Origin of the sequence: Catellatospora sp. IY07-71 (assembly GCF_018326265.1) — a bacterium.
In the GTDB taxonomy this organism is placed as follows: Bacteria; Actinomycetota; Actinomycetes; order Mycobacteriales; family Micromonosporaceae; genus Catellatospora.
Genome location: NZ_AP023360.1, coordinates 3246899 through 3269095, shown reverse-complemented (window position 1 = coordinate 3269095; position 22197 = coordinate 3246899). Strand labels below are relative to the sequence as shown.

Sequence of the window (22197 nt, the reverse complement as noted above, 5' to 3'; positions counted from 1 at the left end):
TGGGCGTATCTTGGCCCCGCTTTCCCCCATGTGCCAGGCAAGTCGAGCGATCTTGCCGCCCGGCGGTGGCGGGGTCAGGGGTGGGTGGCGAAGCGGTCGAGGGCGGCGAGGACGACGTCGCCGATGCCGTTGGCGGAGCCGTGGCCGGCCTGCTCGATGAGGGTCAGTTCGGCGCCGGGCCAGGCCTGGGCCAGGTGCCAGGCGGTGTCGCAGGGGCTGCTGACATCGAGCCGGCCGTGCACCAGCACGCCGGGGATCCCGGCCAGCTTCCCGGCGTTGGCGAGCAGCTCGCCGTCCTCCAGGAAACAGTCGTTGCCCCAGTAGTGGGTGACCGCGCGCGCGAGCACCATCCGGAACTCGGGGTCGTCGTAGCGTGGGTCGGGGCGGTGGCCGGGCGCCGTGCCGACGTGCACGTCCTCCCAGTCGCACCAGTCGCGGGCAGCCTTGTCCCGCACGGCCGGATCGGGCGAGGCCAGCAGGCGCGCGTACGCCGCCGCGAGGTTGCCGTCCCGCTCCCCCGCGGGCACCCCGTCGCGGAACCGGGCCCACTCGGCCGGGAAGATCCGCCCCATCTGCCGCGTGATCCAGTCGATCTCGCCACGGGTCCCGGCGGTGACGCTGAACAGCACCATCTCGGAGACGGACGACGGGTGGCGCTGCGCGTACGCCTGCCCCAGGCAGGCGCCCCAGGACGCGCCGAGCACGAGCCAGCGCTCGATGCCGAGGTGCTCGCGCAGCAGCTCGATGTCGGCGACGAGGTGCGGCGTCGTGTTGACGGACAGGTCGGTGGCCGGGTCGCCCACGCTGGGCGTGCTGCGCCCGCACCCGCGCTGGTCGAACAGCACCACCCGGTATGCCGCCGGGTCGAAGTAGCGCCGCCAGCCCGCGCCCGCGCCGGAGCCCGGCCCGCCGTGCAGGACCACGGCGGGTTTGCCCGCCGGGTTGCCGGAGACCTCCCAGTGCACGAGGTTGCCGTCGCCGACGTCGAGCATGCCGGTGTCGTAGGGCTCGCTCAGCGGGTACACGGAACCACCTCCGGGGGAATATGACAGCACTGTTACATTATCAGCGTGAACCCCCTGCCCGAACGCGAGGCGGTCGGCACGCTGCTGCGCCACGTGCTGGAGCTGCTCGACGGCGACGTGGCCAAGGTGTACGCCGAGCTGGGCCTGGCCGACTACCGCCCCCGCCACTCCCCCGTGGTCCGGGCGCTGCTGGCGGACGGCCCGATGCCCATCCGCGACCTCGCCCGCCGGGTCGGCGTCACCCACTCCGCGGCCAGCCAGACGGTGGCGCAGATGCACCGTGCCGGGCTCGTCGACCTGTCTCCCGGCGCCGACGCCCGCCAGCGCGTGGTCAGCCTGACCGGGCGGGCCCGCGACCTGCTGCCGGTCATCGAGGCGGAGTGGGCCGCGACCACCGCGGCGATGCGCGGGCTGGACGCCGAGCTGTCCATGCCGCTGTCCGATCTGCTCACCGAGATCGCCGAGGCGCTGCGGCGCCGGCCGTTCCGGGAGCGCATTGCTGACGCCGGGCTGACAGTTCCGGAAACGACCGGCGGCTAGCATTCCGGGGGATGACGCTCCCGCCTGAAGGCGAGCACCCCTGATGCGACTCCTCATCGCCGTCCTGCTCATCACGCCGACCCTCATCCCGGTCACCGCCGCCGCCTCCGTCCCGCCTCCGGCGCCGGACCGGGCCGCCCAGGTCCGGGCCGCCGCCGCGCCCGCCACGAAGCGGCTGGCCGTCGTGATGATCCAGAACGGGTCGACCGCGGAGCGGCAGACCCAGCTCGCCGACACCGCCTACGCGCGCGACCTGTTCCTGGGCGGCACGAACTCGCTGGCCTCGTGGACCGACGCGGTGACCCAGGGGCAGCTGCGGTTCACCGCCGCGGGCGACGGCGTCTACCTGGCCCCGCCGAACGCCGCGCTGGCGGCGGGCGCCGGTGACACGTCGAAGTGCTACAGCGAGGAGGCCCGCGTCACCGCGCAGGACCACCTGGCCGGGCTGGGCGTGGCCTGGGACTCGGTGGCGGTCCTGTTCGACATCGGCGCGTGCGGCTGGGCCGGGCTCGGCCAGGTGCCGGGCCGGGTGACCTGGTTCCCGCCCCGGCCGTCGCTGGCCGCGGTGGTGCACGAGGTGGGCCACAACCACGGCTACCCGCACGAGACCAGACGCGACTGCCCCGGCAGCATCGTCTCCTCCTGCAAGGCCAACGGCTACAGCGGCAACTCCCCGATGGGCTCGGGCGGCGCGGGCCGCGGCTACTCCTCGCCCGAGCTGCTGCACAGCGGCTGGCTGGCCGCCGACCGGCACCGCGACGTCGCCGGGTCGGGCACGTACACGCTGACCCCGCTGCACGCGCCCGCGTCCGCCGGCGGCCTGCGCGCGGTCGAGGTCAAGGCCTCACGCACGCTGCACTACCTCGTCGAGCTGCGCGCCCGCGGCGCGGTGGACAGCGCGGTCGACAAGCCGGGGGTACGCGTCTACGCCGTGCCCGTCAGCGGCAACACCCGCGACTACCGCAACGCGTACATGATCAATCCGACGCGGTCGGGCAGCCCGCTGCTCGTCCCCGTCGGCACCGTGCTCACCGACCAGGTGAACAAGCTCACCATCACGGTGCGCGCCGCCTCGGCGAGCAGCGCCCGGGTCGAGGTGTCCCCGCTCGGCGGCAGGCCCTCGCCGAGCCCCTCGGTCTCGGTCACCCCGTCGGCGAGCCCCCTGCCCAGCGCCGCGCCGCTGGCCTCGTTCTCCGCCACACCGGAGGCCGCGGCCGTCAGCACGCCCGCCGTCGCCGCCGCTCCACCCCCGGCCGAAGCGCCGGAGGTGTCCCTGCTCAGCACGACGCAGCAGGTCAGCGGGGTGCTCATCGGCGGCGCGATGGTCGCGCTGGTGGCCGGGGCCGGGTTCTGGCTGCTCGGCGTACGCAACTCCGGCCGCCGCCGCCCGCGCCGCCGCCACGCGCGCTGAACGGCCCGTTCCCACCCAGCCGCCGGGCCGGGCGGGCGATAGTGGACCCATGACGACCGTGGCGATCCTGCTCTACCCGGGGTTCACGGCGCTGGACGCGGTGGGCCCGTACGACGTGCTGGCCCGGCTGCCCGACACCCACGTCACGTTCGTGGCCAAGGAGCCCGGCCCGGTCGTCGCCGACACCGGCCTGCTCACCATGCACGCCGACACCGCACTGGCCGACCTGCCCGAACCCAACGTCCTCGTGATCCCCGGCGGCCTGGTCGGCGCCTTCGAGGCCGCCGCCGACCCGCGGTACGTCGACTGGACCCGTACCGCGCACGCGACCTCGACCTGGACCACCTCGGTCTGCACCGGCGCGCTGATGCTCGGCGCGGCGGGACTGCTTTCCGGCCAGACCGCGACCACCCACTGGGCCGCCAAGGACTACCTGCCGCACTACGGCGCGACCTACGTGCCCGAGCGCTTCGTCGAGCACGGCCGGATCATCACCGCCGCGGGCGTCTCCGCCGGCCTCGACATGGCCCTGCGCCTGGCCGCGCACCTGGCGGGCGAGGAACTGGCCCGCGCCGTCCAGCTCGCCCTCGAATACGACCCGCGCCCGCCGTTCCCCGGCGGCTCCCTGCGCACCGCCTCCCCCGACACGATCCAGCTGGCCGTGGACCTCCTCCGCTCCGAAACCCTCCCTTAAGGAAAGGAAGGGCACCTTCTTATCGCTTTGCGATGTAGAAGGTGCCCTTCCTAACTCTTCACGCGGCGGGCTCGGGCTCCGGCTCGATCCGGGCGCTGCGGGCCGGGCTGACCAGGTAGCCGAAGGCGGCGGCGGTGAAGAACATGATGATGCTGTACACCGCCGCGGGCACCGCCAGCTGCGTGTTCGCCAGCAGCGTGGTCGCGATGAAGATGGCCAGGGTGCCGTTGTGGATGCCGATCTCCATGGCGGCGGCGACCGAGTCGGCCCGGTCGATGCGCGCCAGCCGCGGCAGGTAGTAGCCGACGGCGAGGCTCACCACGTTGAAGACCAGCGCGACCAGCCCGGCGCCGGCGAAGTAGTCGGCGACGTTCTCCCGCTCCGACAGCAGCGTGCCGGCGATGACCGCGACCAGCACCACCACCGACAGGATCCGCACCGGCTGGTGCATCCGCTCGGCGAACGACACCGAGCGGTGCCGCACGAACATGCCGATCGCGACGGGGATCAGCACGATCGCGAACACCTGCAGGGTCTTGCTGAACTGCAGCCCGATCTGGCCGGTGCCGGACATGAAGTGGTTCAGCGACAGGTTCACCACCACCGGCAGCGTGAAGATCGCCAGCACGGAGTTGACCGCGGTCAGCGTCACGTTGAGCGCGACGTTGCCGCCGAACAGGTGGCTGTACAGGTTGGCCGTGGTGCCGCCGGGCGAGGCGGCCAGCAGCATCATGCCCACGGCCAGCTCGGGACGCAGATCGAAGGCCAGCACCAGCCCGAAGCACGCCGCGGGGAGGATCAGCACCTGGCACACCAGCGCGACCAGCACGGCCTTCGGGAAGACGAGGATCCGCTTGAAGTCGGCGACGGTGAGCCCGAGGCCGAGGCCGAGCATCACGATGCCGAGAGCGACGGGCAGGAACACCTGGGTCAGCACTGAATCCATAGCCGAGGATTCTTCATCCCCTGTGACCGGCACCACATCAGCCGGACAGCCGACCCACCGGCCCCGCCCGCAGCCGGGCGGGGTGGGGGGTCAGTGGGGCGCGGCGCAGCCACTCCTCGACGCCGGCGACGTGGATCAGGGACCAGGACCGGGCGACCTCCGGGCGGCGGGCGGCGATCGCGTCGAGGATCGCCAGGCGCTGCTCGCGGGTGCGCTCCACGGCCCGCTCCTGGGTCAGGCCACGCCAGATCCGGGCCCAGGTCGTCGGGCCGGACATGCCGTCGATCAGCGAGCACAGCACCGCGTTTGCCCGTCCCGGCGCCGCCGGTTCGAGGACTCGCCGCATCTCAACGCCCCCCGCGCCGCCGTCGCCGAGTCCGCCACCACCACCGTGCGCGACAGTTTCGGGGAAACTGCACCTTCGACAGCGCTGGGGGCTGCAGTTTCCCCGAAACTGTCATGCCCTTCCGGGCGGGCAGGCGCGACGACCCGGGCCTGCCTGCGGTGGCCGTCCACCAGGGCGGGTGTGGGCGAGGGGGGCGCCGTCGAGGTCGAGGTGGGCGGCCTACACCCTCACCTTCCCTAGTCAGGTGAGGGATGGGAAGGGCACCTTCTTCTACGTAAAGCGATAAGAAGGTGCCCTTCCTTACCTCGGGCGGTAGGGTGCCGCGGCGTGGGACGTATGGTGACGCTGGTGCTGGTCGATCCGGCCGGAGCACTCCTCGGGCGGCTGCCCGACTTCGAGCTCGAGCTGCCCTGGTGGCAGGAGGCCGGCGACGTCGTCGCGGGCGCCCGCGCGTTCCACGGCGTCGAGGTCACCGTGCTGCGGCTGCTCGGCGCGGACCGGCCCGCCCCGCCCGGCGGGCACGTCACCTACCTCGCCGAGGTCACCGGCGATCCCGGGCCGCTGCTCCCGGCCACCGCCGACCTGGTGCCCCACCCGCGGCGCGCGCCGTGGGCACGGCCCGGCGGCCCCCGCGCCACCCTCGACTGGGCACGGGCCGAACTCGCCGCGCTCGGGCGGCCGGTGACCGCGGCCGCGCAGCAGCGCTCGTGGAACCTGTCGGCTCTGTGGCGTCTGGAGACGACCGCCGGACCCGTATGGCTCAAGCAGGTCCCCGGCTTCTTCGCCCACGAGGCGGCGGTGCTGCGCTGGCTGGGCGAGCACGCCCCCGGCACGGCACCGGTGCCGCTCGCCGCGGACGGCGGCCGGGTGCTGCTGGAGGAGCTGCCGGGCACCGACCGCTACGGCGCGGCAGCGGACGAACGCGAGCAGATGCTGGCCCGGCTGCACCCCGCCCAGGTCGCCGCCGTGTCCAGGGCGGACGAGCTGCTCGCCCTGGGCGTGCCGGACCGGCGCGCACCCCGGCTGGCCGAACTGATCAAAGCCGTGGTGTCCGCCGACGGCGGGCCGGAGCACGCGGCGCTGCTGGACGGGCTGGACGGGCGGCTTGCCGCGATCGAGGCCTGCGGGGTGCCGTACACCCTGGTCCACGGGGACTTCCACCCCGGCAACGTGCGCGGCACGACGGACCGCCACCACCTGATCGACTGGGGTGACGCCGTGCTCGGGCACCCCGCCATCGACCTGCTGCGCATGTGCGAGCAGCTCCCCGACCCCGCGCCGCTGCACCGGGCCTGGTGCGACCGGTGGCGGGCGGCGGCGCCCGGCTGCGCGCCGGAGCGCGCGATCGCGCTGATCGGGCCGATGCTGGCGCTGCGCAACGCGGCGGTGTACGCGGGCTTCCTGGCCGCGATCGAGCCGTCGGAGTGGCCGTACCATGCCGACGACGTACCGTACTGGCTCGGCCAGGCCCTAGGCTGAGCCCCGCCGAACCCGCCCGCGCCGACCGGGCCCGGTGCCATCATCCGGGTATGCGGCAGGCCGATACCCCCAGATCTTCCTAGGAACCTGCGCGGGCGGCCGTCCGGGTGGCGTCGAAGGAACCGAACAGTGCTCACGAAACGTCCTGGCGATACGGAAGGATGTTCGCGACGTACGGACCTGGGGAACGGGGTAGACGGCGATGAGCCTGAGGAATACGGCGCGCCGGGGCGCGGCCGCGATGGTGCTGGCGGTGCTGGCGCCGCTGGCGCTGACCGCGTGTTCGGGGAATGACGAGGGCCCCTCCTTCGTGAGCGCGACGCCGTCCGCGGCGGCCGCGCCGCAGGCCAGCGCCGAGCCGCTGACGCTCGCCGTGACGCCCGCCGAGGCGGCCAAGAACCAGCCGGTCAGCACCGAGATCGGCACCAAGGTCACCGGCGGCACGGTGCAGACGGTCACGGTGACCGACAGCTCGGGCGGCAAGGTCACCGGTGCCATGCGCGCCGACGGCTCGTCGTGGGTGCCGAACAAGCCGCTCAAATACGGCAAGGCGTACAAGGCCACGGTCGTGGTGGCCGACGCGGGCGGACAGACGATCGAGAAGTCGACGTCGTTCACGACCATGGGCCGTCCGGGCAAGAAGACCGGCGCGGGCCTGTACATGTTCGAGGACCGCGAGTACGGCGTGGCCATGCCGGTCGTCATCGAGTTCACCAGCCCGGTGCCGGTGTCGGCGCGGGCCGGGGTGGAGCGGCGGCTGTTCGTCACCACCGACCCGCCGCAGCCGGGCGTGTGGAGCTGGTCCAGCTCGCTGCAGGTGATGTACCGCGGCCCGGAGTTCTGGCAGACCGGCACGAAGATCACGGTGCGGGCCGCGCTGGAGGGCGTGCCGATGGGCAACGGCCGCTACGGCGACCAGGACCGCAAGGGCATCGGCAACATCTCCAAGGACAAGATCGAGATGAAGGTGGACAACGCCACCAAGCAGATGCAGGTCTTCAAGAACGACAACCTGGTCAAGACGCTCCCGGTGAGCCTGGGCAAGAAGACGACCCCGTCGTCCTCCGGCACGCTGGTCGTCATGGACAAGCTGCGCAAGACGGTCTTCGACACCACGGACGACCCTGGCAACGTGGACCGCTACCGCGTCGACATCGAGTACGCCCAGCGCCTGACCTGGGGCGGCGAGTACATTCACGCGGCGCCGTGGTCGGTGCAGCACCAGGGCAAGCGCAACGTTTCCCACGGCTGCGTCAACGTGTCCACGGCCAACGCGCAGTACCTGTTCAACCTGACCCGCATCGGCGACCCGATCACGATCAAGGGCACCGAGCGCACGGTCAAGCCCGCCAACGGCTGGACCGCGTGGAGCGTCACCTGGGACCAGTTCCTCAAGGGCAGCGCCCTGCCGATCCCCCCGGAGCTGGCCGCCCTCGGCTCGGCCCCGGCCCCCTCCGCCTCGGCCACGCCGCAGCCCTCGGTCAGCCCCTCCTGACCCGCCCTCTCCGAAGCTCCCGCCACGCTGCTCCGCCAGCGCGGCGGGAGCTTCGCAGTTTCGGGGAAACTGCAGCCGTCACGGCCGGCAAGCCTGCACTTTCCCTGAAACTGCCGCGCTTCAGCCGGGGGACCCGGCCCGCGGTCAGCGGGGGGTCGGGCCGAAGAGGTGGGGGTATGGGCCTGCGGCGACCAGGGCGGTCAGGGCCGGGTCGGCGAGCAGGAGTGACGGGTCGGGGGCGAGGGCGGGGGCGCCCGCGCGGGCGGCGGCGGCTTTGAGGGCCGTGCTGAAGCGCTGTGCGTCGGCGGTGGACGGCAGCTCGCCCACCAGCAGCAGCGGCAGCAGCAGGCGCCGGGCGAGCAGCTCCTGGGGCGAGGTCAGGTGCGGCCGGCGCACGACGGAGACGTTGACGCGCACCGCGTGCTCGTTGCCGGGCGGCACGCCGGGGCGGTCGGTCTCGATCGCGGCGTACCGGTTGCCGTGCGCTACCTCGCAGGGTGCGCAGTCCAGCGGGCCCAGGCCGAGCCGGCCGCCGCACCCGGGGCAGGTCAGCCGGTCGAGGGCGGCGTCGAACACCCGCCAGTCGTGGCGGTGCGGCTCGTCGGCGACCATCCGGGCGACATCCCGCTCGTCGTCCGGCGGCAGGTCCCCGAACGACGCCGTGACGTGCTCGCGCCAGCCCTCCTCGACCAGCCCGTCGACCAGGGCCGCGCAGTGCGGGCAGGCGGGCGCGCCGGCGTACGCCCAGTGCGGGCCGGCCGGGCACGGGAGCAGCGGATCGCCGACCGCGGGCCGTGCCGCCACCGCTGTCTCCCCTCGTCGGCGGCCCGGCCACCGGGTCGCCCGCCCAGGCTGCCAGCCCGGCAGCGGGCGCGCGACCCGGTTTCGGCGGCCCGCGCCGTCAGCTGCGCCGGACCGCCTGCACGCCGTCCTCCGCGGTCAGCACGACGCGGTCGCCCAGTGGCGCGTTCAGCCGGACCTTGTACCAGGCGGAGTGCCTGATCGCAGGCTGCGCGCACGGCTTCAGGCCGGTGGGCTGGGGCGGGAAGCGCAGGCTCACCACGACGGCGGTGGACGACTCGGCGACCTCGGCGGTCCAGGGCGGCGTGGACGGCCAGCCGGAGCACCCGGGCCCCTTCGCCCGCATCCGCACCTGCAGCGTCACCCCGTCGGGATCGAGCATCGCCCCGCCGAATCCGTTGAGCACGTGCTGCCCCGGCCGCCAGAACGCCTCGGCGGCCAGCGCGGGCACCGGCATCGGCCCGCGCACCTGCGGCGACGTGAACAGCCAGGCGGGCAGGATCAGCTCGCCGCGGTCGCTGCGGAACGAGGCGGTGCCCAGGGCCACCCCGGTGATGCGCAGCGGCGACACCGGCTCGTCCAGGTAGTCGGCCGGGGGCAGGCCGCCGTGCATGAGCGCGCCCAGCGCCTCCCGGGCGCCGATCGCGGGCAGCTCGGCGGTGCCGCCGGGCAGCTCGACGCGCAGCCGCTGCGGGCCGCCGGGCAGCTTCGTCTCGACCCGGGCCACGCCGGGAGCCACCCCGCGGCCGGTGTACCCGTCGGCGCGGACTTCCTCGCCGAGCAGCACGAGCGGCCTGCGCGGCCCCGCGATCGGGAAGCCCGCCCAGTGGTCCAGCAGGGTGGCGGCGGTCCCGCTGGGCGACGGCACCGCCCCGCCGGGCGTGACCAGCGCGGACGTCGGCGGCGCTCCGGCCCGGTCGGCCGGGCTGGTGGGCTGCCCGGTCGACGTGCAGCCCGCGAGCAGCAGCGCGACGGTCAGCGACGATATTCCGGTCCGGACGATCGGTGATGGCATGGCACTCCCCCGTGGAGACGGTCGATCGTCTTCCGACGTGGACACCGCCGCTCCGGTTGCGGCTAGGCCGGGTTCGCCGTGCGCCAGTACTGGCGGCCCTTCTCCACCCGCACCACCACGCCGAGCCGGTGCAGCTCCGCGAGCAGCACCGCGGACTCCGCCGCGTCGCTCTTCTTCAGCGCCTTGGCCCGCGCCGCGAGCAGCGCGTTCGCGCCCTCGGGCAGGCCCGCCAGGTCCGGCACCCACAGCCGGAAGCGGTCGGCGTACGGGTCCCCGTCCGCACGCCACGGGTAGCCGTGCGCGGTGAACGCGGCGCGCAGGTCGGCCTGGCGCAGGTCGGACACCTCGCGGGCGTGCTCGGCGCCGTCGGCGCCCTGCAGCACCAGCGCCTTGCCGTCGGTGAACACCGCGGCCACGTCACGGCGGGCGACGGTGCGCGCCGCGGTATCGGGCCGCGCCAGCAGGGCCGCGTCGTGGCGTACGGTCACCGTCAGCCGCTCGCCGATCGCGGTCAGCACCAGCAGCACCCCGGCGACCAGCCCGAGCGCGACCGCCCCGAGCGTCGCCCACGGCTCCGGAATCTTCGCGATCAGCCTGAACGGCCCCTGAAACGGCGCCCAATCCAGCCCCACCACCCGGTCGGCGACCGCGATCAGCCCCCAGCCGGCCGCCATACCCAGCGCCGGGAACCCGAGCGCGATCAGCACCCGCTCCCAGACCGGCACCGCCACCACCGTCGCACCGTCCCACATCACCACGGTCACCCCCCAGGCTCGCACCCGTCGCCGCCGAGCCTGGCACACCCCGTCCCCGCGCCGCTGCCTACCAAAGTCGACGATCTTGCACGAACTGTTAGGGATACGACCGTATTGTGCGTGTCGTACCCACAGTTCATGCAAGATCGCCGCCGGAGGGGGTCGGGGTCAGGGGGTGGTGTGTTTTTCGAAGCCGATGTAGAGGCGGGCTTCGGCGTTGGTGCCCAGGGCCGACATGGTGTCGAGTTCGCGGAGGCGGAGGAGGGCGGGGTGCTCGGCGTAGAGGGCGGCGGCCTCGGCGAGGCGGTGGAGGGCGGCGACCTCGGCGTCGGTGCGGATGCGGTGCGCTGCGGCGGCGGCCTCGGCGGAGAGGCGGACCGACTCGCGCTGGGCGGCGGCGGCGACCTGGTCGGCCTCGGCGCGGGCGCGGGCTTCGAGCACGTCCTTCTCCGCCTTGGTACGCGCGTCGACGAGCTGCGCCTCGGCGAGCCGCTGCGCGGTGAGCACCCGGTTCATGACCTCCTGGAGGTTGCCGGGGAAGACGAGGTCCTTCACGTCGGCGCGCAGGATCTCCACGCCGTAGCCGGCCGCGGCGCCCTGCACGTCGCGCAGGATGTCCTCGGAGAGCCGGTTGCGGTTGGTGAGGATCTCCTCCAGCGTCATCGAAGCCAGGGAGCGGCGCGCGGCCAGCTGCACGTCGCTGTAGACGCGGTCGGTGTAGCTGTCCACCCGCTCGATCGCGGCGACCGGGTCGACCACCTTGAAGTGGGTCAGGATGCTGACCCGCAGCGCCACCTTGTCCGCGGTGAGGATCTCCTGGCCCTTGAGGGTCAGCTCGCGCTCGCGCATGTCGACGAGGGTCACCTCGACCACCGGGCGGCTGCGGCCCCAGCCGCGCCGCGCCTTGGGCAGCTCGTAGCGGCCGGCCTCCAGCACGGCGGTGAGGCGGCCGTCCTCGTAGCGCAGGCCGCGGTGGGTGTTCTTGATGACGATCTCGCGAGTGTTGCCCATGGCTGATTCCTCGTGCGAAGGGATGGAAGGGTGCCCCGGAGCGGGTCCGATGGCTAGGACGGGATGTCAGGCGAAAGAGGCCTGTCAGCACGGGATGACGGATCCCTGTGCACTTTGTCTGGCAGACACCCGCTATGAGCCCGCCGGGGCGTGCTCACTCCATCACGGAGGCCGTGGCGCGGCAACGGAATATCGATCCCGGTGGCGCCGGCCGGGGCGGGCCTTGATGCTGGAGGGGTGTATGACATCGCCATCGTCGGCGCCGGGCCGGCCGGATCTGCGGCGGCGCTGGCCGCGGCCCGGCTCGGCGCCCGGGTGCTGCTGCTGGACCGGGCGGATTTCCCGCGCGACAAGGCGTGCGGCGACGGCATCGCGCCGCAGGCGCTGGCGGTGGCGGCCCGGCTCGGGGTGACCGGGCTGGCCGACGGGTTCACGCCGGTCGGTTCGCTGGCGCTGGCCGGTCCGGGCGGCGCACGGGTGGCCCGGGAGCTGCCGGAGCCCGCGTACGTGATCCCGCGCGAGGTCTTCGACGCCCGGCTGGTGGCCGCAGCCGTGGCGGCGGGAGCCGAGCTGCGTCGGCATACGGTGCGCGAGCTGGTGGTACACCGCGACTGTGTGGTGCTCGGGGGCGGCCTGGCGGCCCGGGTGGTGGTCGGTGCGGACGGTGCGAATTCGACGGTGCGCAGGCTGCTCGGGGTGCCCCGCAACCCGGCCGGGGCGCTCGCGGTCGCCGTCCGGGCCTACGCGCCGATGCCCACCGGAGCCGGGGCACCTCCCGGCACGGCCGTCACCGGGGCCGGGGCGCTCCCGCTCCGGGCGTCCCCGAGCGGGACGGCCGACCCGGCGGTGGAGCCAGGTGGCGACGACGGCCAGCGGATCGTCATGGCGGGCGGGAGCAGCCCGGCATACGCCTGGTCCTTCCCCATCGGCGACGGGCTGCGCAACGTCGGCTACGGCGAGCTGACCGCGACGGGGCAGGTGAGCCGTACCCGCCTGCTGGAACGGATGCACGAGCTGCTCGGTGACACCGATCCGGCCGGGCTGTCGCTGGCCCGGGCGCACCATCTGCCGCTGTCCACGCGGCGGCCCGCGCCGGGGCACGGGCGGGTGCTGCTGGCCGGGGACGCGCTGTCGCTGATCAACCCGTTCACCGGCGAGGGCATCTTCTACGCCCTGGTCTCCGGCGAGCTGGCCGGGCACGCGGCGGTGACCCCGGGCGGTGCGCGGGCGGGTGCGGCCTACGCCCGTGCGCTACGACAGCGGCTGGGACGGCACCTGCGGCATACCGCCGCCGTGGCATGGCTGACCGCGCGGCCATGGCTGGTGGACGCGGGAATCCGGGCCGCGGCCCGCGACCGGCGGATCTTCGACGGCCTGGTCGGCCTCGGCCTCGGCGACGGCCTGCTGAGTCCGCGCCTGCTCGGCGCCGTCGCCCGGGCCGCGGTGCACCGCACCCGGTGATCCGCGGCCGCACCGGCTCAGCGGAGATCATGCCAGTGCGGCGCGCCACCGCGCCCGGACCGTGGACCGCGCCGTGCACGGCGGGGTGGGCGGCCGAGCGGTCGTGCCGGATCGGGTGCTTCATCGAAACGTTGCCATCGCGGCCGTCACGTCATGGCGTCGCGCGACTACATTGGACCGGCGCCGTCCACCACGAACGAGGGCCGCCGATGACTGACATCCCTGCTCGGCCGCGGCTGCGGCCACTGCTGACCGCCGTTGCGGTGACGCTGACGATGACGTTGGCGGCCGCCGCGGCCTGCGGGCCGGACAAGGACCCGGCGCCGCGGACCGTGGACGAGGTGCTCAAGCAGACCTCCGTGTACGGCAAGCCGAAGATCAAGATCGGCGTGGCCGAGGACCAGCCGCTCATGGGCAAGCTGGTCGACGGCCGGTTCGAGGGCTTCGACATCGAGATCGCGCGTTACCTGGCCGAGTCGCTGGGCTTCACCGGGGACAGCCGCATCGACTTCGTGCCGCTGCAGACCGAGGACCGCGAGAACGCCCTGCTGTCCGGCCGGGTCAACCTGGTCGTGGCGAGCTACTCGATGACGCCCGAGCGGGAGAAGGAGATCGACTTCGTCGGGCCGTACTTCGTGACCAAGCAGGAGCTGCTGATCCGGGTCGCCGACCGGGCCATCGTGCGCAACCTCAGCGACCTGGCCCAGCCCGGCCGCGAGACGTGCGTGGTGGGCGGCTCGACCGGCGAGCGCGAGTTCACCGGGCGCGGCCTGAAGGTGTATCCGGCCGCGACGAACCGCGAATGCCTGGAGCGGCTGCTGGCCGGCAAGTCGAACGCGTTCTCCACCGACGAGACCATCCTCGCCGGCTACCTGTCCGAGCACCCGAAGGAGCTGCACGTCGTCGACGTGCCGATCGGCGCCAACGAGCGGCTCGGCGTCGGGGTGTCCAAGCAGGATCCGGCACTGCGCGACCTGGTCGCGTTCTTCCTGCGCAAGAGCTTCGACACCGGCCAGAAGACCGACACCAGCCCGTGGCTGGCGGCGTACCGGCGCACCCTCGGGCCGTGGCTGGGCGAGGACGTCATGCAGCCGCCGATCGACGCGCCGGACCTGGTGGACTACGACGAGAAGGCGCCCAAGGGATGACCGCCGCGCCGCCGCCCGGCCCGGCGCGCAAACGCAGCCCCTGGCGGGCCGGCCAGGGCTTCTGGACCGTGGCCGTCGGCGTGCCGGCGATCTTCTCGGTGATGCGGCTGTGGATCGAGGCGGGCGGCGAGCTGCAGACCACGCTGCTGCTGGTCGCCAACGTCGGCCCGGTCAACCTGCTGGCGGCGCTGTTCACCACCGCCACCCGGCTGGTCACCATGGGCCTGGTCACCGTGTTCGCGCTGGGGGCGGTGCTGTCGGTGAGCACGGCCGGCACGCCGCGCCGCCCGCCGCTGTTCGCGCGCTGGTTCACCCTGGCGCCGTTCTGGTTCCTCGCCTCGGTGTTCGCCATCGCGCTGGCCACCTGGCAGATCATCTACCTGCCGATGCTGGCCGTGGCGGCGGTCGCGGTGTTCCAGCGGGAGCTGGCCGCCCTGGACTGGTCGCTGCCCCGCCGGGTGGCGACGGTCGCGGTGCTGCTGGTGGGGTACGGCTGGCTGGTCGCGCCGACCGTGGGTGAGGCCTGGCGGACCGGTGAGCTGTTCGCGCTGGGGCTGCTGGTGGTGCCGCCGGTGCTGGCGCTGGGTGTGACCGGGCCGCTGCCCGGCCCGCTGGTGCGCCCGCTGGCCGCGCTGGCCCAGCCCGGCATCGCGATCGTGCTGGTCGCGGCGGCGGTGCCGGTGGTGATGACGCCGGTGCTGCCGATGACGGTCACCACCGTCAGCACCGCCTCGGGCGTGCCGGAGGAGGTGCGCGGCCACGTGATCAGCACCGACGACGTGAGCACGGTGATCCTCCAGGAGCGCGGCGGCGTCCGGTACGTGGACAACGACGACATCGCGGCCCGCGTGCTCTGCCCCACCGACGAGGAGCTGGTCCGCTACCGCCTGCGGGTGCGCGACGTGCACGTGGAGGACTCGCTGCTGGGCGCCCTGGGACGCCGGGTGCGGCCGTTCACCCCGATCAGCGCCGCCTGCCGCATCCCAGCCTGAACCCCGTCTCGCAGAGCAAAGCAGGTCTGCACGGGTGTCCCATGAGGGTCATCTCCGCTCCGGGTGGATGCCCGTCCGCGCGGGTCCGGCGTGTCAGGAGGACACGGCGGCAGGGACCGGAACGGCGGCTGCGCGCCAGAGCGCGACGGCGAGCCAGAGGCAGCCGGCGGCGAGCAGGACGCCATGTCCGATGCGGACGGCGGCGGGGGTGAAGAACTGGGGCAGGAAGGCGGCGAAGCCGATCGCGAAGAGTACGCCGGACCAGCGGGGCAGCACGCCCGAGCGGGCGATCGCGACGGCCGCGAGCACCGCGCCGACGCCGAGCAGGACCAGGCCGGTGCCGAACGTGGTGACCGCGGCGCCCTGGTAGCGGATGCCCTCGGTCAGCGCGAGCAGGTCCAGCGGGTCGCCCGCCGTGCTGCGGGTGGCCAGCACGTGCAGGGCGAAGTCCTCGGCACCGTAGTAGGGCAGGGTCAGCCCGGCGCCGATCCAGGTGGTCACGGCGGCGGTGAGAGCGAGCGGCTCGGCGCGGGTGCCGTCGAGCACCCGGCGTACGGCGAGCAGCGCCAGCGGGACCAGGATGAAGCCGATCATCGCGAACAGGTGGGTGGCCACCCACCAGCCGGACGACAGGCTCTCCTGCGCACCTTGCAGGGTGGTCTCGTCACGCCACGGGCGCAGGCCGGGGTACAGGGCGAACAGGACACCGGCCACGGCGAGCGCGGCGGCGGCGAGGCGGATGCGGGCGAGGGGCTGGTTCACGGTGTGCTCCTGGTCAGAGGGTGTCGAGGAAAGAGTCGATGAGCTGCCGGTACGTCTCGTCGAGGTCTTCGGGCAGGCCGAAGCCCCCGGCGGACTCCAGCGACGCGAAGCCGTGCGCCATCACGCGCAGCCGCCGGATGGCGTGCACCTGTGCCGAGGGGTCGAGCTGCCAGGGGCGCAGCGCGGCCTGGATGACCTGGAGTTGGCGCAGGCCGGCGGCCGCCAGCTCGGGCTGGTGCAGCGGGTCGACCGGCATCGCGGCGTAGCGGGCGGGGTGGGCGGTGGCGTAGGCGCGGTAGGCGTGCATCAGCGCGGTGACCGCCTCGGCGCCGCTGCGCCCGGTGGCCGCCTCGGTGAAGCGGTCGGCCAGCTCGTCGAGCACCCGCAGGCCGACCAGGGTGCGCAGCTCGGCGAGGTTGCCGACGTGCTTGTAGAGCGACGGAGTGGCGACGCCGCAGCGCGCGGCGACGGCGGCGAGGGTCAGCTGCGAGGCCCCGTGCTCGTCGATGACCTGCACGGCGGCGTCGACCACGGCGGTGGTCGACAGTCCCGCCCTAGGCATCGGCGTACCCCCTGCTAATGGTCATAGCTTTAAAGCTAATGGCATTAGCTTCGCCCGTCAAGTGTGGATGGCCGCGGATCGCATCGGCGCTCACGGGAAAAGACCCCAATCATGGACATTGTGTACCTAATGGGTTACAAAGGGCGTACCTGGTTCAGCGCGCGGCGGGGAGCGCCCCCGGTGTGCCGGGATGCCGGCTCCCCCTGACACCTGTGCCCACCGCCGCGCCGGACCGCACTGTTCGAGGTCTACGGATCGGCTCGGTCGATTCGGGTTCGGGAGGCTGGCATGTCGATTCGCAAAACCCTGGTAGCGGGGGCGGCGGTGGCCACCGCGCTGCTGCCGCCCGCACTGAGCGCGGCGCCCGCGCACGCGGCGGTGATCCCCGGCGTCGGCAGCGCACCCCTGGTCGCGTACGCCGACCGCAACTTCACCGGCGCCCGCCAGTCCTACGGCGCGGGCGTCTTCGACGCGGCGGCGAAGGAGCTCGGCGCCGCCGGCAACGACAGCATCACCTCGCTCTACGTGGCCTCCGGCTACCGCGCCGTGGCCTGCGACAACGGCGGCTCCTCCGGCAAGGTCAACGAGGGCAGCCTCGGCACCTGCCGCTACTACGACGCGGGCCTGCACCCGTTCGTCGGCAACGAGCTGAACGACAAGATCTCGCTGCTCGCCGTCATGGGCAAGCCGGTCCGGGGCACCTCGGTCACCGCGTACCAGGACACGAAGTTCGGCGGCACCGCGCTGCCCATCGGCGCGGGCGGCTTCGGCGCCGTCAACGGCAGCCTGTCCATGAACGACTCGGTCAGGTCGCTGAAGATCACCGACGGGTGGCGCGTGGTCGCCTGCGACGACGACGCCAAGCCCGGCACCGCCAGCGCCGACCTCGGCAAGTGCCGCCTGTTCCGGGGCGGCGAGCACACCAGCGTCGGCGGCGACATGGAGAAGAAGATCTCCCTGCTCGCCGTGGGTGCGCCCGCGCTCGTCGCCACCGCCGACGCCGGCCGGCGCGGCGCCCTGCAGCGCTTCAACCCCGGCGTGTACACCGCGCTCGCCGGGCAGCTGTCCGCCGTCGGCAACGACGCCATCTCCTCGCTGCTCGTCGGCGACGGCTGGCGCGCGGTCGGCTGCCGCAACGACAGCACCGGCCCGTCCGGCCAGGGCGACCTCGGGCTGTGCCGCATGTTCGGCCCCGGCGAGCACAACCTCGGCGGCAGCCCGCTCAACGACGGCATCTCCACCATCGCGGTCATGGCCGGTCCCGCCTCCGGCGACCTGCTGCACACGTACGCCGACCGCGACTACAAGGGCGCGACCAGCTCCTTCGGGCCCGGCCTGTACACCGCGGGCAACCTCGGCCCGGTCGGCAACGACGCGATCAGCTCGCTGCGCCTGCCCGCCGCCGGCCGCGCCGTCCTGTGCGGCAACGACTCCGGGCAGAACCTCGGCACCTGCCGGCTGTTCGTCAAGAGCGACCACCTCTTCGTGGGCGGCGACCTCAACGACAAGGTCTCCCTGATCGCCATCGCCCCGTAGCGGGCGACCGGAGCCGAACGGCCCGCGCCGCGACCCGGCGCGGGCCGTTCGGCGTCTCCGGACGGCGCCGGTCGCGCGGTCAGGCGCCGGTCACACCGTCCACGCCCTCGCGGAGGAGGTCGGCGTGGCCGTTGTGGCGGGCGTACTCGTGGATCAGATGCAGCATCACGAAGCGCAGCGACACGTCCTGGTCCCAGCGCTTGTTGTGCGCGACGACGTCCAGCGACTCGGCCTCGCGCTCGATGCGGCGCGCGTGCTCGACCTCGGCCTGCCAGGCGGCGAACGCCTCGGACCGGGTGGCGCCGGTGGCGTCGTACGCCACCTGGTAGTCGTTCTCGGGCGACCAGACCAGGGTGATGTCCTCGCCGTTGATCACCTTGCGGAACCAGGTCCGCTCCACCTCTGCCATGTGCCGCACCAGGCTGAGCAGGGTCAACGTGGACGGCGGCATGGACCGCTCCCGCAGCTGCTCGTCGGTCAGCCCGTCGCACTTCCAGGCCAGCGTGGCCCGGTGGTAGTCGAGGAAGGACCGCAGCAGCTCACGCTCACCCGCGATCAGTGGCACATCGGGACGTTCGGTGCTCATAGCGCCCCTTTCTACCAGGCGCTGCTTGCGGGGCGGTGGGCAAGATCGCCCGCGCGCGCCCATGATCGCCGGCGCGGTAGGCGAAGATCGCGAGTTCGTGTCGAAACCTGCGGTCACACCGCACCTTTCGACACGAGACGGCGATCTTCATACCGGAGTGGTGGGTGGAGCGGGTCGCTGGGCGCAGGCAGGTCCTCGCCGCGCAGCGCCCGGGGCGGCGCTGACCAGCCTGCCCGGGGCTGGTCAGCGGGGTGATAGTGCGGCGCCGGCTTCGCGGAGAGCGGTGCGGGCGGTGGTGTAGTCGGCGAGAACGGCCGTGGCGGGCGTTTCGACCAGGTCTTCGACCACGCCCGCGATCGACGCGCGCAGGCGTCTGGCGGCACGCCTGCGGCGGGCGCGGGCGGACAGGCGCACCACCGGGCGCACCAGGATCGCCAGCAGGAGGCCCGCCAGCAGGCCCCCGGCCAGCAGCGCGGTCGGCATCGGCAGCCAGCCGTCCACCTTGGGCACCGGCAGCGGGGGCAGCGCGAGCGCCGCCATCGCCAGCCGTACACCCAGCCACAGCAGCCCCGCGAAGGCGATCGCCACCGCGATCCACTGCACCAGCCCGACCAGCCTCCACCACCAGCGCTTACGCGCCACACCGAGATCGGTTCGGGCCACCGCCCGGTCGAGCGCGTCGGGCAGGTCGTCCCGATGGGAGCGCACGGCGGCGAGCATCGCGTCCTGCCACGGCGCGGGCAGCGGCGCCCCGGCCCGGTCGGCGGCCTCGCGCAGCGCCTTGGCCACGCCCGCCTGCGCGGCAGGGCTCGCCGGGGTCAGCGAGGTCGCGGCGGGCACGGCGGCCTGGTGGTCGCCCAGATGCAGCCGGACCAGCGGGTCGGGGCGGGCGTGCCGGATCCAGCGCAGCAGCGGCCAGCCGGTCGCCTTGCGGGCGCGGTGCACGTAGGCGTTCTCCACGGCCGCGGTCACCACGGGCACCCCGGCCGCGTTGGCCAGGGCATCGGTGAGCTGCCGCGACGTGTCGGCGTCGAACGCCGTCTGCGGCGGGGCGGGGGCCACGGTGGGGGCCAGTGCGGCCGTCACGTCGGCGAGGTCGGCCTCCAGCCGCCGCACCGCTGCCTGCCGGGCGAACACCGCCTGCCGGATCGCCTTGAGCAGCGGGTCCAGGCCGGGCGGGCCGACGGTCGAGGTGGCCAGCACCGGCAGGTCGCCCAGGCCGTCGGCGGCGAGCAGGCGGCGCAGGTCGGCCGCGCACTCCTCGGCGTCGGGCGCGGACAGCAGGTCGACGGCGTTGAGCGCGACCACGGTGATGTCGCGGTGGCGGTGGAAGCGGGACAGGTAGCCGGCGTGCACGACCTTGTCGGCGTACTTCTGCGGATGCAGCACCCACACGATGAGGTCCACCACCGACAGCAGCCGGTCGGCCTCGGCCCGGTGCGCGACCTGCACCGAGTCGAAGTCGGGCAGGTCCAGCAGGACCAGGCCGGACAGGTCCGGCTCGCCACCGGCGCGGAAGTGGCGGCGGGTGACGCCGAGCCAGTCGAGCAGCGGCTCGGCATGCTCGGCGCCCCACACGCAGGCGTGCGCCTCGCCGGTGGTGGGGCGGCGTACACCGGTCTGCGACAGGGTGGTCCCGGCGAGCGCGTTGAAGATGCTGGACTTGCCGGTGCCGGTGGCGCCCGCGAGGGCGACGACGGTGTGCAGCTGGGACAGGGCCAGGCGCTCGCCCGCGCGGCCGATGAGGGCGGTGGCCGGGGCGAGGTCGCGTGCGGGCAGGCGGGTCGCGGTGGCGGCGGTGAAGCGTTCGAGCGCGGCCATCCGCTCGACCACGGTCGGGGCGCTCACGCGGCCGCCCCCGGCGGCGAGATCGGGTCGGCCCGGCGGGCGGCGTCCACCGCGGCGGCCGCGGCGCGCAGCCGGTCGCCGCCGTCCTCCACGCCGATGCCCTCCAGCACCTCGTGGAAGCGGGCGGCCTCGGCCGTGAGCAGCTGGTGTACGCGGGTGAGGAAGTCCTGGCGGGCCTGCCCGGCCAGCCGCCGCACCGCGTCGTCGCCGAAGATGGCCTCCAGCACCTTCTGCGCGGCGACGGTGGCGCCCGCGCCGACGGCGATCTCGGCGCCGGTGGGGATGAACGCGGTGGCCGCGAACACCACGACCATCAGGCACAGCCCGAGGGCGTTGACGGCGTACGCGCTGAACTTGGCGGCGAACAGCCGGCCCGCGGACTCGTCCCGGACCAGCTCCAGCACGCCGCGCTGCCAGTCGCGGACCATCCGGTCGGCGCGGGCGTCGAGGTCGGGCGCGACGCGGGCCAGGGCCGGATGCGCGGCCAGCAGCCCGCCGCCGGCGGGATGGGCACGCCAGGCCGCGGCGGCGTTCTCGGCGGCGTCGGCGGCGGCCCCGTGCACGAACGTGACCAGGTGCGACTCCAGCGCGACGATGACCTCGTCGGCCTGTTTGGGCTTGCCGGTGAACGCGCCCACGATCCGGTCGCGCAGCCGCCCGACGCGGGCCTGCAGGTTGCGCATGAACTCACCGGTGCCGACCAGCTCCTGCCAGCGGGCCAGCACCTCGCCGCGGAACAGCGTGCCGTCCCGTACGCCGTGGTCGACCGCCAGCTCGGCCTCGCGGTAGGCGCTGTCGGCCGATCCGGCCAGCGCCACGGCCGCGGTGGCCTGCGCGTCGGCCTCCTCGGCCAGGCGCGTCGTGGTGGGGCCGAGCGCGGCGACCGCCCCGTCGACGGTCTGGCGCACCACGGCGGCGCGGGCGGCGGCGGAGCGGGCCAGCGAGTCCAGCCAGTCGCGCAGCGGGGCAACGGCCTGTTCGGACAGCAGCCCGTGCTGGTCGAGGCGTTGCTCGTCGACGACGAACAGCGGCACCCCGCCCAGGCCGTGCTCCTCCAGCATCTCCACGAGATGCGGGGCGACCTCGGCCTCGGCGCCGGGCGGCACCCGGTTGAGGATGATCGCGACGGCGGTGCCCCGGTCGCGGGCCGCGTGCAGCAGCTCCCACGGCACCGCGTCGGCATAGCGGACCGCGGTGGTGACGAACAGCCACAGGTCGGCGGCGGCCAGCAGCTGCTCGGCCAGGGCCCGGTTGTCCTCCTCGACGGAGTCGATGTCGGGCGAGTCGAGCAGCGCCACGCCGGGGCTGAGCACAGCCACGGGCATCACCAGCAGCCCTACGCCGCCCGCGTCAGCGCTGCCCGCGCGCCCGAGCCGGGGCAGCAGGTTGGCCTCGCTGAACCAGGCCGCATCGGACGGATGGCAGACCAGGACCGGGGCCCGGGTGGTGGGGCGGCGCGCGCCCGCCACGCTGACCGGCGCGCGCACCATGCTGTTGATCAGAGTGGACTTGCCCGCGCCGGTGGAGCCGCCCGCGACGGCGAGCAGCGGCGCGTCGAGGCGGGCCAGGCGCGGGATCAGGTAGTCGTCGAGCTGCCCGGCGGTGGCCTTGGCCAGGCTGACCGCGGCGGCCGACCCGGGCAGGGCGAGCGGGTAGCGGGTCGAGGTGATCGCGTCACGCAGTTGCGTCAGTGCCCCGCCCAGTCCAGCGCCCGCCATGCCCATCACATAACCAGAACGGCGCCAATCATGCGGGTTGGACGGCCGATACCCGGCGTGAAGTCA

At 73.9% G+C, this 22197-nt stretch carries 21 protein-coding genes; 9 read left to right on the top strand and 12 right to left on the bottom strand.

The features are described 5' to 3' along the window. Window positions 1-74 precede the first annotated feature (74 nt). Entirely contained in the window at window positions 75-1025 is a 951-nt protein-coding gene (gene pip, locus CS0771_RS14930; protein ID WP_212841527.1) for a prolyl aminopeptidase, read from the bottom strand. 45 nt (window positions 1026-1070) lie between these two features. Here pip and CS0771_RS14925 point away from each other — a divergent pair, with 45 nt between their 5' ends. From CS0771_RS14925 to CS0771_RS14915, 3 genes are read left to right on the top strand one after another with little or no spacing between them, the layout of a single operon-like run. Next, entirely contained in the window at window positions 1071-1565 is a 495-nt protein-coding gene (locus tag CS0771_RS14925; RefSeq protein WP_212841526.1) for a MarR family winged helix-turn-helix transcriptional regulator, read from the top strand. Between the two features lie 43 nt (window positions 1566-1608). Further along, window positions 1609-2976, top strand: a complete 1368-nt coding sequence (locus CS0771_RS14920) for a hypothetical protein (RefSeq protein WP_212841525.1) — start codon at window positions 1609-1611, stop codon at window positions 2974-2976. A 49-nt stretch (window positions 2977-3025) separates the two neighbouring features. Beyond that, entirely contained in the window at window positions 3026-3670 is a 645-nt protein-coding gene (locus CS0771_RS14915; protein WP_212841524.1) for a DJ-1/PfpI family protein, read from the top strand. Window positions 3671-3728: 58 nt separating this feature from the next. Here CS0771_RS14915 and CS0771_RS14910 read toward each other — a convergent pair whose 3' ends face one another. Both CS0771_RS14910 and CS0771_RS14905 read right to left on the bottom strand, forming a co-directional pair. Further along, entirely contained in the window at window positions 3729-4616 is an 888-nt protein-coding gene (locus CS0771_RS14910) for a bile acid:sodium symporter family protein (protein ID WP_212841523.1), read from the bottom strand. 37 nt (window positions 4617-4653) lie between these two features. Further along, window positions 4654-4962 (bottom strand): hypothetical protein, encoded by a 309-nt coding sequence (locus CS0771_RS14905; RefSeq protein ID WP_212841522.1) that lies wholly within the window; start codon window positions 4960-4962, stop codon window positions 4654-4656. 336 nt (window positions 4963-5298) lie between these two features. Here CS0771_RS14905 and CS0771_RS14900 point away from each other — a divergent pair, with 336 nt between their 5' ends. Both CS0771_RS14900 and CS0771_RS14895 read left to right on the top strand, forming a co-directional pair. Further along, window positions 5299-6441: a phosphotransferase family protein gene (locus CS0771_RS14900; protein ID WP_244871354.1), complete on the top strand. Its 1143-nt coding sequence runs from the start codon at window positions 5299-5301 to the stop codon at window positions 6439-6441. A 208-nt stretch (window positions 6442-6649) separates the two neighbouring features. Further along, complete coding sequence (locus CS0771_RS14895) at window positions 6650-7936, top strand: Ig-like domain-containing protein (RefSeq protein WP_371821582.1); 1287 nt, start codon at window positions 6650-6652, stop codon at window positions 7934-7936. A gap of 144 nt (window positions 7937-8080) precedes the next feature. On the opposite strand, the gene CS0771_RS14890 is transcribed toward CS0771_RS14895, so the two are convergent. The 4 genes from CS0771_RS14890 to CS0771_RS14875 form a co-directional block, all read right to left on the bottom strand. Continuing rightward, a complete protein-coding gene (locus CS0771_RS14890; RefSeq protein WP_212841519.1) occupies window positions 8081-8740 on the bottom strand; it encodes a hypothetical protein in 660 nt (219 codons plus the stop codon). A 97-nt stretch (window positions 8741-8837) separates the two neighbouring features. Continuing rightward, window positions 8838-9752 (bottom strand): hypothetical protein, encoded by a 915-nt coding sequence (locus tag CS0771_RS14885; protein ID WP_212841518.1) that lies wholly within the window; start codon window positions 9750-9752, stop codon window positions 8838-8840. Between the two features lie 62 nt (window positions 9753-9814). Next, a complete protein-coding gene (locus tag CS0771_RS14880) occupies window positions 9815-10516 on the bottom strand; it encodes a hypothetical protein (protein WP_244870800.1) in 702 nt (233 codons plus the stop codon). A gap of 159 nt (window positions 10517-10675) precedes the next feature. Beyond that, window positions 10676-11518 (bottom strand): slipin family protein, encoded by an 843-nt coding sequence (locus CS0771_RS14875; RefSeq protein ID WP_212841517.1) that lies wholly within the window; start codon window positions 11516-11518, stop codon window positions 10676-10678. A 237-nt stretch (window positions 11519-11755) separates the two neighbouring features. On the opposite strand from CS0771_RS14875, the gene CS0771_RS14870 reads away from it, so the two are divergent. The 3 genes from CS0771_RS14870 (at window position 11756) to CS0771_RS14860 (ending at window position 15119) form a co-directional block, all read left to right on the top strand. Further along, entirely contained in the window at window positions 11756-12979 is a 1224-nt protein-coding gene (locus CS0771_RS14870; RefSeq protein ID WP_212841516.1) for an FAD-dependent monooxygenase, read from the top strand. Window positions 12980-13188: 209 nt separating this feature from the next. Continuing rightward, window positions 13189-14127, top strand: a complete 939-nt coding sequence (locus CS0771_RS14865) for a transporter substrate-binding domain-containing protein (protein ID WP_212841515.1) — start codon at window positions 13189-13191, stop codon at window positions 14125-14127. Continuing rightward, the gene (locus CS0771_RS14860; RefSeq protein WP_212841514.1) at window positions 14124-15119 is read left to right on the top strand and encodes a hypothetical protein; all 996 of its coding nucleotides are present in this window, start codon (window positions 14124-14126) and stop codon (window positions 15117-15119) included. The genes CS0771_RS14865 and CS0771_RS14860 overlap by 4 nt, the downstream gene beginning before the upstream one ends. 93 nt (window positions 15120-15212) lie before the next feature. Here CS0771_RS14860 and CS0771_RS14855 read toward each other — a convergent pair whose 3' ends face one another. After that, window positions 15213-15881, bottom strand: coding sequence for a hypothetical protein (locus CS0771_RS14855; RefSeq protein ID WP_212841513.1), 669 nt, complete (start codon window positions 15879-15881; stop codon window positions 15213-15215). A 13-nt stretch (window positions 15882-15894) separates the two neighbouring features. Beyond that, window positions 15895-16443 (bottom strand): TetR/AcrR family transcriptional regulator, encoded by a 549-nt coding sequence (locus tag CS0771_RS14850; protein WP_212841512.1) that lies wholly within the window; start codon window positions 16441-16443, stop codon window positions 15895-15897. A gap of 288 nt (window positions 16444-16731) precedes the next feature. On the opposite strand from CS0771_RS14850, the gene CS0771_RS14845 reads away from it, so the two are divergent. Then, window positions 16732-17979 (top strand): hypothetical protein, encoded by a 1248-nt coding sequence (locus CS0771_RS14845; protein WP_212841511.1) that lies wholly within the window; start codon window positions 16732-16734, stop codon window positions 17977-17979. A gap of 79 nt (window positions 17980-18058) precedes the next feature. On the opposite strand, the gene CS0771_RS14840 is transcribed toward CS0771_RS14845, so the two are convergent. The 3 genes from CS0771_RS14840 to CS0771_RS14830 all read right to left on the bottom strand — a co-directional run bounded on the left by CS0771_RS14840 (window position 18059) and on the right by CS0771_RS14830 (window position 22131). Continuing rightward, window positions 18059-18565, bottom strand: coding sequence for a DinB family protein (locus CS0771_RS14840; protein ID WP_212841510.1), 507 nt, complete (start codon window positions 18563-18565; stop codon window positions 18059-18061). 243 nt (window positions 18566-18808) lie between these two features. Continuing rightward, window positions 18809-20413, bottom strand: a complete 1605-nt coding sequence (locus CS0771_RS14835) for a GTPase (protein ID WP_244870799.1) — start codon at window positions 20411-20413, stop codon at window positions 18809-18811. Beyond that, window positions 20410-22131 (bottom strand): GTPase domain-containing protein, encoded by a 1722-nt coding sequence (locus CS0771_RS14830; protein WP_244870798.1) that lies wholly within the window; start codon window positions 22129-22131, stop codon window positions 20410-20412. Before CS0771_RS14830 ends, CS0771_RS14835 begins: the two co-directional genes overlap by 4 nt. Window positions 22132-22197: the final 66 nt, after the last annotated feature.